This is a genomic window from Methanogenium sp. MK-MG (assembly GCF_009914725.1).
Taxonomy (GTDB): Archaea; Halobacteriota; Methanomicrobia; order Methanomicrobiales; family Methanomicrobiaceae; genus Methanogenium.
The window spans coordinates 13238-29682 of sequence record NZ_JAAAWJ010000003.1; the positions used below are offsets into that span (position 1 = coordinate 13238).

A 16445-nucleotide genomic window follows, 5' to 3' on the forward strand; every position below is an offset into this window, starting at 1 on the left:
CAGGAGTATAACTCCTGTAATTTCAAAAATGATACGTATTGCAGGATATTTGTGAATGAAACTAAGATTCCTGCAATACCAAAATATCTGGAGGTAAATTATGGCAAACCTTAAAACACCCAATTCGGATGAGGCTCTTCACACATTCACACGTTCAAAAAATGTCGTACCTATGTCGGGTATGTGTTCACGATGTATTGACGGATGCAAGGGAAATTGTGATATCTGGCTTTCATCTTTCAGAGGCCGTGAAGTACTCTACCCCGGACCATTCGGGGAAGTAACAGCAGGGGCGGATAAAGATTACCCGATTGACTACTCACATCTCAATATCCATGGATACGCAGTCGGTGCACGCGGACTTCCCAAAGGCGTAAAAGCCAACTCCGATACAGCAGTCTTCGAAGATGTAGACACTGAAGTGGAGTATGGATGGGACATTAAGGTCCCGATGAAAGTTCCTATCTTTACCGGAGCACTCGGATCAACCGATATTGCACGCAAAAACTGGGAACACTTCGCAATCGGTGCGGCAATTGCAGGGATTACCCTTGTCTGTGGTGAAAATGTCTGCGGTGTCGACCCCGATCTTAAGCTTGACCAAAACGGAAAGGTGATCAGTTCACCTGAGATGGACAGAAGAATTGAAACATATAAGAAATTCCATGAGGGATATGGAGAACTTCTTGTCCAGCTCAACGTTGAGGACACGCGACTTGGTACAGCAGAATATGTATCCAGCAAACACAACCTCGAAACAATCGAACTGAAGTGGGGACAGGGTGCGAAATGTATCGGCGGTGAAATAAAAGTCGGTTCCCTTTCACGTGCAACCGAACTGAAAGAGCGCGGATACATCGTCCTTCCTGATCCCACACGCCACGACGTTCAGAAGGCCTTTGAAGACGGTGCAATTAAGGAATTCGAACGCCATTCCCGCCTCGGATTTGTTTCAAAAGAAGGATTCCTGGAAGAAGTGGATCGCCTCCGCGACATTGGTTTCAAGCGCGTGACACTCAAGACCGGCGCCTACTCAATGAAGGAACTTGCGATGGCAATACGCTATTCAGCCGAAGCAAAAATTGACCTGCTTACCATAGACGGCGCACCGGGCGGAACAGGAATGAGCCCATGGCCAATGATGAACGAATGGGGTATCCCGACATTCTATCTCCAGTCTCTTGCATACGACTTTGCAACCCAGCTTGAACAGAAGGGCTACCGCGTGCCGGACCTTGCAATCGCAGGCGGATTCGCAGATGAAGCAAATGCGTTCAAGGCGCTCTGCATGGGTGCACCGTACTTTAAGGCAGTCTGCATGGGTCGTGCACTCATGATCCCGGGCATGGTCGGAAAGAACATCGCCAAATGGCTTGAGAATGACGAACTGCCGAAGAGCGTTTCAAAATACGGTTCTTCAGTTGAAGAGATCTTTGTATCCTACCAGGAGCTCAAAGAAAAGTTCGATGGAAGAATCGACGAAATTCCTCTTGGCGCAGTCGGTATTTACACCTACGCACAGCGTTTCAGAACAGGAATGCAGCAGGTTATGGCAGGAAGTCGCAACTTCAGTTTCAGTTCAGTTTCAAGAAACGACCTGATGGCACTTACACCTGAAGCAGCAGAAGTATCGGGCATCCCCTACCTCATGGAATCATACAGGGACGAAGCGCTCGATATCCTTCTCGAATAATCCCTTTTTTCTCAACATTTTATTCCTGCAATCCAACCTGACAATAGAAATTCAGGCACATTCATCCGGTTTCTTCCACCCTCAAAAAGAAATGAGCAAGAGGAATTCAGATCAATGCGACAGAGCTGAGCACAGAGTCAACTATTCACGACTAAAGTCATGGGCTTCCTGCCTGCTTTTTTCGTAAAAATCTTCAGAGAGAAAAGAAGGTTTGGAAAATTATGCGTTTAAAATAATTCTCTTATAATTTTTCCCTGACGCGTACAGACATATCAACAGGGATGACAAAGATCTTGCCATCACCTGCCTCGCCCGTCACCGCCACTCTTTGGATGATTGATATGATCTCCGCCACCTCCTCATCCTCGACGACCATCTCAATTTTTACCTTGGGTATCAGGTCGACATTTATTTTCCTTCCGCGAAACTGAAGGGATATACCGCGCTGCACCCCCCTGCCATGCACATTTGTGACAGTCATGGCAAAAAATCCCCCTTCATCAAGGGCCGCCTTCACATCCTCCACCTTTTCAGGCCGTATGATTGCTTCTACCTTCTTCATCTTTTATGCCTCCACCGTCTCGCCGTGCTGGGATATATCCAGGCCGACATACTCCTCCTTCTCATCGACACGGAGACCCATCACTTTGTCAACAACCCTTGCAATAATGTAGGTCACAACAAAGGCATAGCCCATTGCCACCACTACGTCCAGCACCTGTATGAGGAACTGGCTCGCGTTGCCATATAAGAGGCCGTCTACCCCGCCGATGGCAGCCGTTGCAAAGATACCTGTCGCCAGAGCGCCAAACAACCCGCCGACACCGTGGATGGCCCAGGCATCCAGCGACTCATCAATACCCTTCTTCTGCCTCCACAAAAGGGCAGAGTAACATATCATTCCTGCCAGTGCACCGATGACCAGGGATGCCTTCACGTCAACAAACCCTGCCGCCGGTGTGATTGCAACAAGCCCCGCCACTGCACCGGAGACAATGCCCAGTGTGGCGGGTTTCCCCTGTATCCATGATGCCACCATCCAGGCCAGGGCACCGGCCGCCGCCGCGGTGTTCGTCACCACAAACGCATTCGCTGCAATGCCGTCTGCTGCCAGTGCACTGCCGGCATTGAACCCGAACCAGCCAAACCACAGCAGTGCCGCACCCAGGAGGGTCATCGGAACATTGTATGGCTCCATCCCATACTTCCCGAAACCCTTGCGGACACCCAGGACCAGGCAGAGAGCAAGAGCGCCGAAACCCGAACTGATGTGCACCACCGTCCCCCCTGCGAAATCAAGTGCACCGAGCTGCGAAGCCCAGCCCCCTCCCCATGCCCAGTGTGCAAGCGGATCATAGACGAGCGTCGTCCACAACAGACCGAATACGATAAACGAACTGAGTTTTACCCGTTCAGCCGCACCTGACGTGATGATCGCAAGGGCCAGGGCGGCGAATACGAGCTGGAAGACCATGAACAGTATATCAGGTATGCCATCACCCCCGAGTCCGACACCGGCGAGCATGACATGGTCCAGACCGCCGATGAACCCACAGATATCCGGGCCGAACGCAAGGCTGTAGCCGACGACCACCCACTGGATACTCACCACTGCAAATGCCACAAAGGCAAGACCGATCATCGAGATGATATTCTTCCTCCTGACCATTCCGCCATAGAACAGCCCCACGGCAGGGGCCATAAGCATGACCATCGCCGTACATATGATGATAAATGCGGTATCTCCGCTATCGATTGCCATGTATCAAACCATTTTTAACTGATCACTCCGAAAATAATATTCGGAATTTCTCATGTGTCTTCTGTGATGCGGGAACATTCTAACGGGGGGAGAGGTACCATCTCTCCCCCCGTTTTTTTTATCAGAACCTTGTCAGGTACTGTTCAATCTCCCAGGGATGCACCGCAGTCCGGAATGAATCCCACTCCATCTGTGCAATACTGTTGAGTCCGTCGATAACATGACTCCCGAGCGTATTACAGATGAGCGTATCCTCTAAGAGGTGCCGGTTGGCCGTGATCAGGTCGCCCGGAAGTGTGTCAATATGTGATCTGCTGCGCTCTTCATCGGTCATCTCGAAGATGTTCTGGTTCACACCTGCGGGGGGAACGAGCTGCTTTTTTATACCGTCCAGACCTGCGGCCAGAATGGCAGCAAAGGTCAGGTAGGGATTGCAGGTCGGGTCAGGGCTCCTCAGTTCCATACGTGTGCTCTTTCCGCGGGGGGAGGGGACACGCACCAGGGCCGTACGGTTCTGTGCGCTCCAGCTCACATACACCGGCGCTTCATACCCGGGCACCAGCCGCTTGTAGGAGTTGACCGTCGGATTGGCAATCCGGGTGATACTCTTTGCATGCTCCAGCACACCGGCGATGAAATGCAGGGCGGTTTCAGAGAGCTGAAGCGGTGCCTCCGGATCATAAAACACATTCTCCCCGTCTCTGAAGAGCGAGGCATTGACATGCATGCCGCTTCCGCATATTCCGGATTTCGGCTTGGCCATAAAGGTTGCATTCAACCCGTTCTGGAGTGCGATGGACTTTGTCGCATACTTGAAGGTGATGACATTATCGGCTGTTTTTAACGCATCGCCATACTTAAAGTCAATTTCATGCTGACTCTCCGCCACCTCGTGGTGGGATGCCTCAATCTCAAAACCCATGTCTGTCAGTGCAAGGACAATCTCTGAACGCACATCTTCTGCAAGGTCTGTCGGTGCCAGGTCAAAGTAACTGCCCCTGTCCTGCGGGACAATTGTGGGCATGCCCTCTTCATCAAGTTTGAAGAGGAAGAACTCCAGTTCAGGACCGGTGTTAAAGGTATAGCCCATCTCCTTTGCTTCAGCGAGTGCCTTCTTGAGGATATATCTCGGGTCACCTTCAAACGGCGTGCCGTCAGGCATGTGGACATCACAGATGAACCGTGCAACCGGGCATTCCTCTCTCCTCCATGGAAGAAGGGCGTATGTTGAAATGTCCGGTTTCAGGACCATGTCAGACTCTTCAATCCGTGCGAACCCCTCAATGGAAGAACCATCAAAGGATATCCCCTCTGTGAGAGCTTTTTCCGCCTGCCATGCCGGGATGGCAACATTCTTTGGCAGTCCCTGTATGTCGGAGAACTGCAGGCGGACAAACTTCACATTGTCTGCCTCAATTCTCTCCAGTGTTTTTGTCACATCAGCTGACAGTGTCATGGGTAGTCATGACTCAAATAAAGTATTTATAGATAGCACTCAACCTACCGGATATCGTCCATATACTATATAGGTCAATATAGTAACGATCAAAAAAGATCAGGGGTTCTCATTTACCAGGTAATTGATCGCATTCTCAGAGATCACTCCTGCATACTCCCCCACCCTGCGGAAGTTCTCCACACAGTAGCCGATTGAGACAACGCCTGACACACCCAGATCAAACAACCAGCCGGAGACGTCATTGCATTTCTCTACAAAATCATGTACATCAGAGATCAGTGTATTGGCCTTCAGAATGTCTTTTTCAAAGAATGATTCAAGACTTCCCTCAAAGATATCCAGAGATTCCCGGCTTTTAACCTCGATGAGATCGATCATCTTCTTCTCCAGAGACGTATACATCAGACTCCTGATGCTCTCCGCGACCTTGACGACATGATCACCCACCAGTTCAATCACCCTTGATATCTGCAGATAAATCAGGGCGAGTTCAATGTCAACGCCCATCTCGCGGGACAATGAAACATTCCGTAACAGCAGATTGAACTGACGGGAAACGAGCCAGTAGAGGCGGTTCACATCACGATCACGCAGGATCACATCCTCAACAAGCTCCTCATCACGGGTCTTCAGGGCAAAGACGGCATCCCGCTGCATACCGGCAACGATCACCCCCATCCTCCTGAGCGTACTGGCAAACGGCATCTCACCGGGGTTTAAGAGATCGCGGATCACAATTTTTTTATCCGTCTGATCAGAGACTTCCTGGCCCACCGTCCTCTGCGTAAATTTTCTCACGGATTTGTGCACCCAGGAAGGGATTCTCCCCGGTGAGACTATTTCAATAATATTATATCCCGCCACATAGGCACCGATAAGCGAGCGAAACAGAATGTCCGCACCATCAAAACGGTTCAGGTCAAATATTTTCACCCGTTCTGACGCCTTACCCGATATGCCCGGCGTTACCGTAAGCGACCCGTCGGGCTGAATGATCAGACCCACGGGATCATTTTTATGAATGCCGGAAGTCTTTATCCACTCCTTGGGCAGTGAAACAATAAAAGACGAACCACCTGTTACCTGAACTTTCCGGATTTCCATAACACAAATCACCCGACAAAAAACAATACCCGGGCCCGAGTATGATAACTGATTGAGCACGGAGATATATAATAATATATATCCGCAGGAAACATAATCCGAAAACCCCGTCGGAAATATAAAAAAAAGTTACTGTCTCTTCAGGGCAACAGCGGATGATATCTTATTGAAGAATGTGCCCAGGAAATCCTTAAACTCTTCATCCCAGCAGTCCGCACCTGTTCTGATTTCACAGTCATTTTTCATGGACTTCATCACATGCTTACCCATTCTCGCTGAGAAGAGGTCATCTGATCTGAGGAGTGCGGATACATTCACCCGTTTCCTCTGCATCTCAACGGCATACCTGCCGTCCTCATTAATGAACGGGCCTGAAAATACATCCTGATGAAGATACTTGTCCCTGAACTTTCCTGCATTCGCCGCATTATCAACGGGAGGGCCCGTATGCGTGTAGAGGGGGGGGAGCCGGTCGACAAGCATCTCAAAGAGGAGATAACAGCGTTCATCACCCATCGCCGCATCGTAGCGGTTGATGACAAATCCGTTCCGTTCAAGGAGGGAGGCAATGCCTGCCGTCGTTCTCCTCAGCTGCGGGACAACGATATCGGGAATCTGGTGCGGGGTTGCAAAACTGATACCATACAGTCCGGTCCCGCGCTCCGAGAGCATCCGTTCAAAGTCGCTCCGGGTGATGCCCCGTGCTGCAGGCAGTAAGAAATAGTCCCTCGCTGGGGATTTACAATAACCCCGGCAGAGCTCAATAAACTCCCCCATCTTTGCCCGTGAGACCGAGGCGGCCACATTCCTGTTGGGATCGACCGGATCGATGACAACCAGCGGATCGTCAAATTGTTTTCCCTGATGGCCCGCAATGTCAATCGTCTGCCCGGTCTGCCAGGACCGGCAGGCCTTAATGAGCGGGCCGAATCCACCGTATGTCAGGACGAGCAGTTCACACAGGTATCCTGCAAAGCCTTCCGTCATCAGGTCCGAGCCATACACGCCGCCCGCCTTTGAGAACTGTTTCATGAGCAGTACGTCGTCCTCAAGACCGCCGATATGGGACTGGATATACCGGGTGTGAAACGGCGTCCTGTCAACAGCGCTCTGAATGCATGCAGCATCGGTCACGGCATAACAGGGCACCAGGTCCACGTCAAACCCGGATACCGTCGCATTAACATACGGGTGTTCAGCATACTTTTCAACAAACTGACCGCCAAACCGCGATGCAATCGACCTGCCGAGGATAATGCCCTCTTCTTCGAGTGCTTCCCGGGACATGTCGGGCGGGTAGAGCATAAAGACATCAATATCTCGGTCGCCGCTGATCCAGGTATTCCGTGCGACAGAACCGACGACCATGCCCTTTGCAGTCCCGCTCTCATTCACCGCTTTGAGAAGCATCTCTGCCACGGCACATATATCGTCTATTTCATCTCTTTGCGGGCGAACAGACGACAGCACCGCTTCCTCTGTTTCCGTTCTCGTATTCATGCCGTAATCTCCATGACATCCTCATACACCGGCCCGAGCGGGGTGAGGCTGCTCTTTTTCAGGGTGATGGTATCAACCGACATCTGTCCGAATGCATGCCCGGCCACCTTCTCTAATGCGGCGCGCAATGAAGGGTCATACCGTTTGATACGCCCGAGTGTTACGTGCGGGGTAAATATCCGGGTCTCGGATGTGATGCCCAGCGGTGCAAGAAGTCTGTCCAGTTCAGCAACCGTTGCCTCACCCCATCCGTTATCGGATACATCGGCCCAGACGATCCTCGGCCGTTTTTTCGGATGAAGCTGAACACCCGACACGGTGATCTCAGTCGGTTTAAATGAGAATTCAGACATTATTTCCTGTACAGAACGCAGCAGGTCATCAGAAATATCTCCCAGAAACTTCAGGGTGATATGCGCGAGAGCAGGATTCACCCAGTTCAGTTTCGCATCACTGTGCCGGAGCATATCCTGCACGGCATCGCACTGGTTCCTGATATCATCAGTGAGTTCAACAGCAAAAAAGGCCCGGACCATATACATATCTATTGAACTTTTTATCACATAGGGTTACCCATGCCCACTCATCACCGGGACAGGAAAGAAGAATTATTTTTAGTTCGGACACAACACTGATATACAAAATCCATGGGGGATTTCTTTCTGTGACAGACGCAACCAAGATCAATGTTTATACCCTTGAAAACTGCCCGAACTGTGAACTGTTAAAGGAATACCTGAATGCGGCAGGTATGCCGTATACCATCCTCAATATGATGGATGCAGAGGCGCTGACGGAACTCAGAATTAATAATGTATTTGTACGTGAAGCGCCGGTCCTTCAGGTCGGAACAACATTTCTGACATCAAAGGATCTCTTTGGTGCCGAAGGAGTGCGTGAGACAGTCGTTGATTCATTGCTCCGGGGAGATTGATATGCCGGCAAATCCCCGTCATGCAGAGAATCAGCAGACTCTCGATGGCTTTTTTGTACCAACACTTCCCAAAGTCAGAACATCGAGGGGCCATATCTTAGAATGGGACAGGGAAAAAATTGTCACCCAGATACTTAAAGAGACGCAACTCGTTGAGACTTTTTATGGAGGCAAGGGCGCGGATGAAGAACTTGCACGCGACATTGCGCTTGAAGTCGAGACCAGAATAAAAAAGCTCAGACTAAAATCCCTGTCCGGCCCCTTAATCCGTGAAATTCTTAATATCACTCTCCTGGAACGGGATCTGATCAAATACCGGAATGTCTGTACACGCGTCGGTACGCCGGTATTTGATGCACATTTAATCGATGTGGGCAGGGGATTTGAGTCGCATGATAATGCCAATCTCCAGGAAAATGCCGAGACATCGCACAAGAAGAAAGCGGATAAAATCAGTAAAGAACAGTATCTGCTTCAGCTGCCCCCGGAACTGGCTGATTACCATCTGGCCGGAGACCTCCACATCCATGATCTCGAATATTTCGGAACCCGGCCCTTCTGCCAGGACTGGGACCTGCGGTATTTCTTTTATTATGGCCTGATGCCGGACGGGAGCGGGACAAAGGCATCTGTCGCGGGCCCTGCCAAGCGTGCCGAGGTTGCCGTTCTCCACGCAGTGAAGGCACTCGGCAGCGCCCAGACTAACTTTGCAGGCGGACAGGGATATTACAACTTCCTGACATTCCTCGCCCCGTATTTTGAAGGGCTGTCGTATCCTGATATCATGCAGCTCATGCAGATGTTTGTATACGAGATGACGCAGATGATGGTGGCCCGCGGTGGTCAGGTCGTCTTCTCATCGGTCCAGCTCTCGCCGGGAGTGCCTTCGCTCTGGAAGGAGAAACCCTGCGTCTATAAAGGCAAGGTATGGAACGGCGTCCAGGCTCCCGAACGAAAGTATAGTGAGTTTGAACGGGAAGTGCGGCTGCTCTTTAAGGCCCTCATGGAAGTGATGCTGGAAGGGGATTACTGGGGTAAACCATTCAATTTCCCCAAGCCCGAGATCAGTATTGAACCTGACTTCCTGACTGAGGATGAGGAATTTAACCGGGCCAATCCCGATCTGCCCACATACCACGAACTTTACCTGATGACATTCGAACTCGCATCAAAGTACGGCACGCCGTATTATGACAACCAGATTCCGGCATACCGTGGTTCAGGAGAGGGCATCTCCTGTTACCAGTGCTGTGCGTATCAGTTCTCGTCTCTTGCAGACGAAGACGATCAATTTGATGACAAGATGCTGTTTACCGACGGAAAGCACTTTTCAATGGGTTCATGGCAGGTACTCTCCATCAACTGCCCCCGTGCGGCATATAAGGCGGAGGGAGATGATGAACGGCTCTTTGCAGAACTCAAAAAGTTAATGGACGTCTCTGTTGAAATATTCCGGATCAAACGGCGCTGGATGAATCAGATCCGGTCAACCGGACGGATGCCGTTTGCCATGCAGCGGCCAAAGGACCCGAATGATCCCGATATGGAAGAGCGTGGCCCCATCGCGGTTGATTTTGAAGGTCTGGTCTACACCATCGGCATTGTCGGCGTTAACGAGATGGTCCAGCACCATACCGGATACCAGCTGCACGAGAGCCGCGAAGCATTCAACTTCGCCATCCGGGCACTGACAGAGATGGATCTCTACTCCAAGGAGATCTCCCGTAAGACAGGGATGACCATCGCTCTGGCCCGGACGCCCGCGGAGACGACCGGACAGAGATTTGCTATTGCAGATCTAATTGACCAGCGGTTCCGGTCCCCTGCCGAACAGGTGATCAAGGGCGATCTGGAGGCCGCCATTCCCGAACTGGGACAGAAATTTGATCTGCCGGTCTACTATACCAACGGCACCCATGTGACGCCGGGTGCGGATGTACCGCTCACGAAACGGATGGAGATTGAACACGTATTCTTCCCCATTGTCGACGGGGGCAATATCTTCCATATCTGGCTGGGAGAGGCGCGGCCGGACCCGCGTGGTCTCATGGATATGGCGATGAACCTCTGCAGAAATACTCAGGTTGGCTACTTTGCCTTTACCCGTGACCTCACGGTATCCCTCAAACAGTTCAGGGAATTCCGGTCTGAAAAGAATCCGGAATCATGTCTCTCTGTTGCTGACAGACGGGTAGAAGTTTAACTATTTTTACCCCCCATATGAAATTATATGAGAGGGCCATCTGAACCGGTCCTCCTCCTTGACATCGGGAGGGGGACACAGGACATCTTATTCTATACACCCGGCCAGCCTATTGAAAATTCTGTCAAAATGGTACTGCCGTCACCCAATGTGATCACAGGTCAGGCGATTGAGCAGGCGGCAGCAGAGGGACGACCTGTCCATCTCGAAGGGCCGGTGATGGGAGGGGGGAAGAATACCCGGACCATTAAACAGTGGCTGCCCAAAGGTCTGCAACTCTCTGCAACACCCTCGGCAGCGTTATCCATTCGCGACAATCTTGATTATGTGAAGAGCATTGGCGTTACTGTCACAGAGACGCCCCCGGAGGATGCCGTCATCATCCATACCGGGGATTATATGAAGGCCGAACTGCAGGAGACATGTTCGCGGTTTGGTATAGAATATCCAAAAAATCTGGCGGTGGCGGTGCAGGACCACGGCTACAGCCCGGATATGAGCAACCGGAAGTTCAGATTTCTCCATATGAGAGAGACGCTTGAGAGAGGAGACTGGAATATCAGTTCGCTCATTCAGGACCCTCCTGCCCCGTCCATGACCCGGATGCAGGCCATTCTGGACACAGCGCCTGATGCCCTCGTCATGGATACCGGCGCTGCCGCCGTGCTTGGTGCACTCCAGGACCCGGTTGTGCAGAACGCACGGGATCGTGGCGTCACCATCATCAATGCAGGAAACGGCCATACGCTGGCCGTTACCATCGAGGGGGATGAGATATGCGGTGTGTTTGAGCATCATTCGCGTGTCCTGATCAATAACGGAACCTGTCAGCACTACCTGACGAAACTCCGGAACGGCACGCTGACAAATGAGGAGGTCTTTGACGACCACGGCCACGGGGCCGCCGTTCACCGTGCCTGCAGTCCGTCCCTTGTCGCCGTCACCGGCCCGAACCGCAGAAAGATTCTTCCGGATGCGTATCAGGCGGCACCCTATGGTGACATGATGCTGACAGGCTGTTTCGGGCTCCTCTCAACATGGCTGAAGACCAGAACCAACAACCCCTGACTTTATTTATTTTGTATATCACCCATACAGGGTGGCCATGGCTGCGGTTAAGATATGTGCAGTATTACTTCATCCAGACATACAGTGTGTGTCATGAACCGGCGCATACCGCCTGACGCAAAGTGCATGCGTTCAGCGGATATAACTGTTAAAAAAAGATGGAATTATTCAGCGTCGTCCTGGACCAGCTGAACATTCGCAATATCGTGCTGACGTTCTGCAAGGCACTTTGCCTTGAAGATATTCTTACCGGCCTTGCCGATTGCAATGCCACGGTCTTCTTCAACAACATCGATAAACGCGACGAGTTCATCCTCTTCATTCTCTTCAAAGAGAATGGATGTGACTCGTGCCGGAAGGAAACAATTCCTGAGGAACTGCTCTGCATCATCGGAAAATTCAACGACTTCAATGCGCCGTCCTAATTCCTCGGATGCTTTCTTGATGCTTGAACCCTGTTTGCCGATTGCACGACCCATCTCGCCGGGGTTGATGACGAAGATCAGACGTTCATTTCTCTCGTCAATGATACAGTCTCTGCTGCCTGCACCCGTGAGCTGTTCAAACTCAGCCATCAGCTGAAGGCTCTGTTCATTTAGTACGATTTCTCCCATATTATGCCCTCTTGAGTGAAAGGATGTCTGATTCACCTGCATCAACGACTGCAAGTGCGCTGACCATGTGGGGTCGGCCGCATGATTTTCCAAGCATGACACTTGAACCGTCAAATGTATAGATGAAGGTGTCCTCTACACCGGACAGATATTTTACATATTCTTCCGGACAATTCTTCGCAACAACAACCATCTGGGCTGTCTTGTTTTCAATGCATTCTTTGGTTGATTTCTGGCCGCTGAATACTTTTCCTGTCTTTATTGCGCGGCGCAATGAGCTTTCGAAGTCCATAATTTTGCTCCTAATTAAATGGTTTTGCAATTAATTTCACATCTCCGGTTCCAAGCTGAATTGGCTGACCGACGATGACATTCTCTGTGACACCCTGAAGGATATCCTCTTCATTTGCTACTGCTGCATCAAGCAGGTGATTGACTGTGACTTCAAATGCTGCACGGGAAAGAACACTCTCTTTCTCACCGGCAATACCATGACGTCCAATCTGTTTGACTTCACCTTCCATGCACATCATATCTGCAACAAGCATGATATGACGCACATCGACATCGATACCCTGTTCACGTAGTGTGCTCAGAGATTCATCGATGATTGCGTTTCTGCCAGCCTCGATTCCCAGAACCTCTGATATCTCTGAAATGTTATTTGTCCGTGTACGGGTTGTGTCAACACCGTGCACGTTGAATACATCCTTAAGATTTGAGCCTTCGGTATAAAGTATATACTCTCCGCTCTCCTTCCTGACAACAACGCGCTCAATATCGTCAATACCCTGGACGATGACATCGCGCACATGGTTTGCCATCTGGAAGAGATTCTGGTAACTCTCACGGTCCTTTGGATAGAAGGTCAGCAGCTGATTGTCAACATCCGGTTCTGCTTCAAAGTCGCGGTAATGACGTTTATGCCTGATCTTATCGGGGGCCCGTTCAATGATCTCCTCGACTGTGACCTTACGCTTATCACAGACTTCGCGGTTAATCTTTACCGTCACCATCATCTGAACGAGATCCGTTGAAACATCGCCAAACTCATTGAGGCGCGTTGCCTCAATCTGCCAGCTCACGTCACGGGCGCGGTCACGGTTATTCGCGTATTCCCCGTTCAGGTAGATGGTCATGGTCGGTGTGGACGGACTTTTACGTGCATCCATAATCTCGATTAAACGAGGCAGACCGAGGGTGACGTTAATTTCAGCGACACCCGCATAGTGGAAGGTTCGCATGGTCATCTGAGTACCGGGTTCGCCGATGGACTGTGCTGCGATAACGCCTACCGCTTCACACGGTTCAATACGGGTCGCCTTATACTCAACATATACCTGCCGCATAATCTCTTCAAACTGTTCAGAGGAGATTTCATGACCTTCCATTAATTTTTTCAGGTCAGTCTTCGTTTTTTCCGGGATCTCTGCTGCATCAATCACCTCAATCATGTTGGAATCCATCAGATCTCCTCCTTTAGCACGTTTTCAAGAATACCACGGACATCAACCGGATCACCAAAACAACCCTTTGAAGGATCGGTACTGTCTTCACCGTACTGGAACTGGATAATTCGTCCACCTGTTGTCCGGACAGTCAGGTCATACGCCACCTTCAGATCCTGAAGTGCGTTGATCATTCTGCGCTGCAGGTATCCACTCTGTGAAGTACGAACCGCAGTATCGACAAGACCTTCACGACCACCAATGGCGTGGAAGAAGAACTCGGTCGGCGTCAGTCCGCTCTTGTAACTGTTGCGCACAAATCCATGGGCAGGTGCCCCGCGGTCTCCACGTTTGAAATGAGGCAGTGTCCGGTCTTCATATCCACGGGTAATACGTTCACCACGTACTGCCTGCTGACCGATACAACCGGCCATCTGGGTCAGGTTCAGCATTGAACCACGCGCCCCACTGACAGCCATGACCACTGCACTGTTGGAGAGACCCAGGTGACGTCCTGCAATTTCACCGGTTTTATCCCTGGCTTTTCCGAGCACCTGCATGATCTGCATCTCAAGGGTCTCTTCGAGCGTACGGCCCGGCATCGGTTCAAGCTGGCCTTCTTCATAGATCTGAATACGGCGCTCGACATCACGGGTTGCCTCATCAAGACCCTCATCGATCTGTTTATACTCGGTCTTTGAGAGATCTTCATCATCAATACCGAATGAAAACCCGTCAAACATAATGGCCCGGATGGAGAGCCTGGTGAAATCGTCAATAAACTGTGCACCCCGCCTCTGTCCGTACTGTCTGATAGTCCGCTGAAGAATATTTCCCTTGAACGCACCAATCGATTTCTTATCAATGGTGCCGGTGAGCAGTTGTCCATTGAAGATCTGAACATACGCGTCCCGCTCGCAGTCAGCTTTTTTACATACCTCACAGTCCTTACAGGAGCTGGCGCGGTATACCAGGTTCAGGTCGTCAGCGAGAATCATCGAGAATACCTGTTTATTAGACCAGTATTCGGTTCCATTCTCTACCTTGCCGGGTTTCGGGAGGTGCTCAGGCGGATTAAACTTAATTAATGAGATGACTTCCTCTTTGGTAAACCACCGCAGGGTGTGTGTCAACAGGAAGATACCCGATATGTGGTCGTGGATACCGCCGATGATCGGTCCGCCAAAACGCGGCGAGAGAATATTCTTATAGACAGAACAGAGCATATGGGCTTCAGCCCGTGCCTCTTCGGTCTGCGGAACATGAAGGTTCATCTCATCACCATCAAAATCAGCATTGTATGGTGGACATACGGCAGGATTCAGACGGAATGTTCTTCCGTTCATCAGAATGATCCGGTGAGCCATAATGGACATTCTGTGAAGGGACGGCTGACGGTTGAAGAGCACAATGTCATTGTTTCTCAGATGACGGTCAACAGTCCAGCCCGGTTCGAGCTGTTCAGCAACGGTCTCACAGGTGAGTTCATTCAGCCGAACCCTTCTGTTATCGGGCCGGATGGCATAATTCGCACCGCATGGTTCCGTCAGTGTCTTCCGGATTGGACCTTTGAGCACCATTGCCCGGACTTCTTCCAGATTGAATGGCGTCACCCGGATGGGCACACTCATCTCATTTGCAATCGCAAGAGGGATGCCCACGTCACCGATACTCATGTTGGGATCGGGTGAAATGACGGTACGTCCTGAGAAGTTCACACGTTTACCGGAGAGTGAACCCCTGAAACGACCGTCCTTACCCTTAAGACGCTGGGAGATGGTCTTGAGAGGTCTGCCGGAACGGTGTCTTGCAGGCGGACAACCTGCCACTTCGTTGTCCATATAGGTTGTTACGTGATACTGTAACAGTTCCCAGAGATCCTCAATGATCAGCTGCGGAGCACCGGCATCCTGATTCTCTTTAAACCGCTGATTAATACGGATAATGTCAACAAGCTTGTGGGTCAGGTCATCTTCAGAGCGCTGTCCGTTTTCAAGAATGATCGACGGCCTCATCGTAACCGGAGGCACAGGAAGCACCGTGATCAGCGTCCACTCCGGACGGGCAACATCAGGGTTTATTCCAAGGAGACGCAGGTCTTCATCGGGTATCTTCTCAAGACGGCTCCGGATGTCGGCAGGAGTCAGCTTGTGATCAACCTTGCGACCGTTTTCGTCAGTCCATATCTCTGAAAATGTTGTCGGCTTCTCAAAGTTTACCTTGTTCTGCTGGGCACCGCAATGGGGGCATATCCGCTCTTTTTTGATGTCCTTTTCTGTGATAACATCTGCATTGCGCTCTTCTTCAGGACCCAGAATCTTGTATACTTCGTCCGGACTCAGAAGCAGGCGGCTGCATTCACGACAGGAGACACGGAGCAGTTTCCGGATGAGTCGTGTGTATCCGACATGGGTGACGGGTTTGGCCAGTTCAATATGGCCGAAATGCCCCGGACAGTCCGATGCCTTGTTTCCACATGTTTTGCAGCGCAGCCCCGGGTCAATAACACCGAGGTGAAGATCCATCAGACCCTGAGGATAGGGAAAACCATCGTCATCATAGGTATCTGCCCAGATGATCTTCCGTACACTCATCTTACGGATCTCTTTTGGTGAGAGAAGACCGAACTCGATCTTCCCCACTCGTTTTGGACTTGGCAT

14 protein-coding genes are annotated in these 16445 nt (G+C 50.9%); 4 read left to right on the forward strand and 10 right to left on the reverse strand.

Translation table 11 applies throughout. The features are described from left to right. Nucleotides 1–100: 100 nt before the first annotated feature. The gene (locus MKMG_RS00730; protein ID WP_165074440.1) at nt 101–1693 is read left to right on the forward strand and encodes an FMN-binding glutamate synthase family protein; all 1593 of its coding nucleotides are present in this window, start codon (nt 101–103) and stop codon (nt 1691–1693) included. 241 nt (nt 1694–1934) lie between these two features. Here the strand turns inward: MKMG_RS00730 and MKMG_RS00735 are convergent, their stop codons facing one another. The 6 genes from MKMG_RS00735 to thpR form a co-directional block, all read right to left on the reverse strand. Then, the gene (locus MKMG_RS00735) at nt 1935–2255 is read right to left on the reverse strand and encodes a P-II family nitrogen regulator (RefSeq protein WP_165074442.1); all 321 of its coding nucleotides are present in this window, start codon (nt 2253–2255) and stop codon (nt 1935–1937) included. A 3-nt stretch (nt 2256–2258) separates the two neighbouring features. Next, entirely contained in the window at nt 2259–3455 is a 1197-nt protein-coding gene (locus MKMG_RS00740) for an ammonium transporter (RefSeq protein WP_165074444.1), read from the reverse strand. 121 nt (nt 3456–3576) lie between these two features. Beyond that, a complete protein-coding gene (gene glnA, locus MKMG_RS00745; protein WP_371415182.1) occupies nt 3577–4905 on the reverse strand; it encodes a type I glutamate--ammonia ligase in 1329 nt (442 codons plus the stop codon). A 105-nt stretch (nt 4906–5010) separates the two neighbouring features. Continuing rightward, nucleotides 5011–6018 carry a phosphate uptake regulator PhoU gene (locus MKMG_RS00750; RefSeq protein ID WP_165074448.1) on the reverse strand — a complete coding sequence of 336 codons (1008 nt, stop codon included), beginning with the start codon at nt 6016–6018 and terminating at the stop codon, nt 5011–5013. A gap of 129 nt (nt 6019–6147) precedes the next feature. Continuing rightward, complete coding sequence (gene cca / locus MKMG_RS00755; protein WP_165074450.1) at nt 6148–7518, reverse strand: CCA tRNA nucleotidyltransferase; 1371 nt, start codon at nt 7516–7518, stop codon at nt 6148–6150. Beyond that, complete coding sequence (thpR, locus tag MKMG_RS00760) at nt 7515–8060, reverse strand: RNA 2',3'-cyclic phosphodiesterase (protein WP_165074452.1); 546 nt, start codon at nt 8058–8060, stop codon at nt 7515–7517. The genes cca and thpR overlap by 4 nt, the downstream gene beginning before the upstream one ends. A gap of 122 nt (nt 8061–8182) precedes the next feature. On the opposite strand from thpR, the gene MKMG_RS00765 reads away from it, so the two are divergent. The 3 genes from MKMG_RS00765 to MKMG_RS00775 are packed head-to-tail and all read left to right on the forward strand — an operon-like array spanning nt 8183 to nt 11723. Then, complete coding sequence (locus tag MKMG_RS00765) at nt 8183–8452, forward strand: glutaredoxin domain-containing protein (protein WP_165074454.1); 270 nt, start codon at nt 8183–8185, stop codon at nt 8450–8452. 1 nt (nt 8453) lies between these two features. Continuing rightward, nucleotides 8454–10655 (forward strand): anaerobic ribonucleoside-triphosphate reductase, encoded by a 2202-nt coding sequence (gene nrdD / locus MKMG_RS00770; RefSeq protein WP_165074456.1) that lies wholly within the window; start codon nt 8454–8456, stop codon nt 10653–10655. A gap of 27 nt (nt 10656–10682) precedes the next feature. Next, on the forward strand, nt 10683–11723 hold the full coding sequence (locus tag MKMG_RS00775; protein WP_165074458.1) for a DUF1786 domain-containing protein: 1041 nt from the start codon (nt 10683–10685) through the stop codon (nt 11721–11723). Nucleotides 11724–11887: 164 nt separating this feature from the next. Here MKMG_RS00775 and MKMG_RS00780 read toward each other — a convergent pair whose 3' ends face one another. The 4 genes from MKMG_RS00780 to MKMG_RS00795 are packed head-to-tail and all read right to left on the reverse strand — an operon-like array spanning nt 11888 to nt 16445. Next, complete coding sequence (locus MKMG_RS00780; RefSeq protein WP_165074460.1) at nt 11888–12337, reverse strand: NusA-like transcription termination signal-binding factor; 450 nt, start codon at nt 12335–12337, stop codon at nt 11888–11890. Nucleotide 12338: 1 nt separating this feature from the next. Further along, entirely contained in the window at nt 12339–12629 is a 291-nt protein-coding gene (locus MKMG_RS00785) for a 50S ribosomal protein L30e (protein ID WP_165074462.1), read from the reverse strand. Nucleotides 12630–12639: 10 nt separating this feature from the next. Next, nucleotides 12640–13803, reverse strand: coding sequence for a DNA-directed RNA polymerase subunit A'' (rpoA2, locus tag MKMG_RS00790; RefSeq protein WP_165074464.1), 1164 nt, complete (start codon nt 13801–13803; stop codon nt 12640–12642). Further along, a complete protein-coding gene (locus MKMG_RS00795) occupies nt 13803–16445 on the reverse strand; it encodes a DNA-directed RNA polymerase subunit A' (protein WP_165074466.1) in 2643 nt (880 codons plus the stop codon). The genes rpoA2 and MKMG_RS00795 overlap by 1 nt, the downstream gene beginning before the upstream one ends.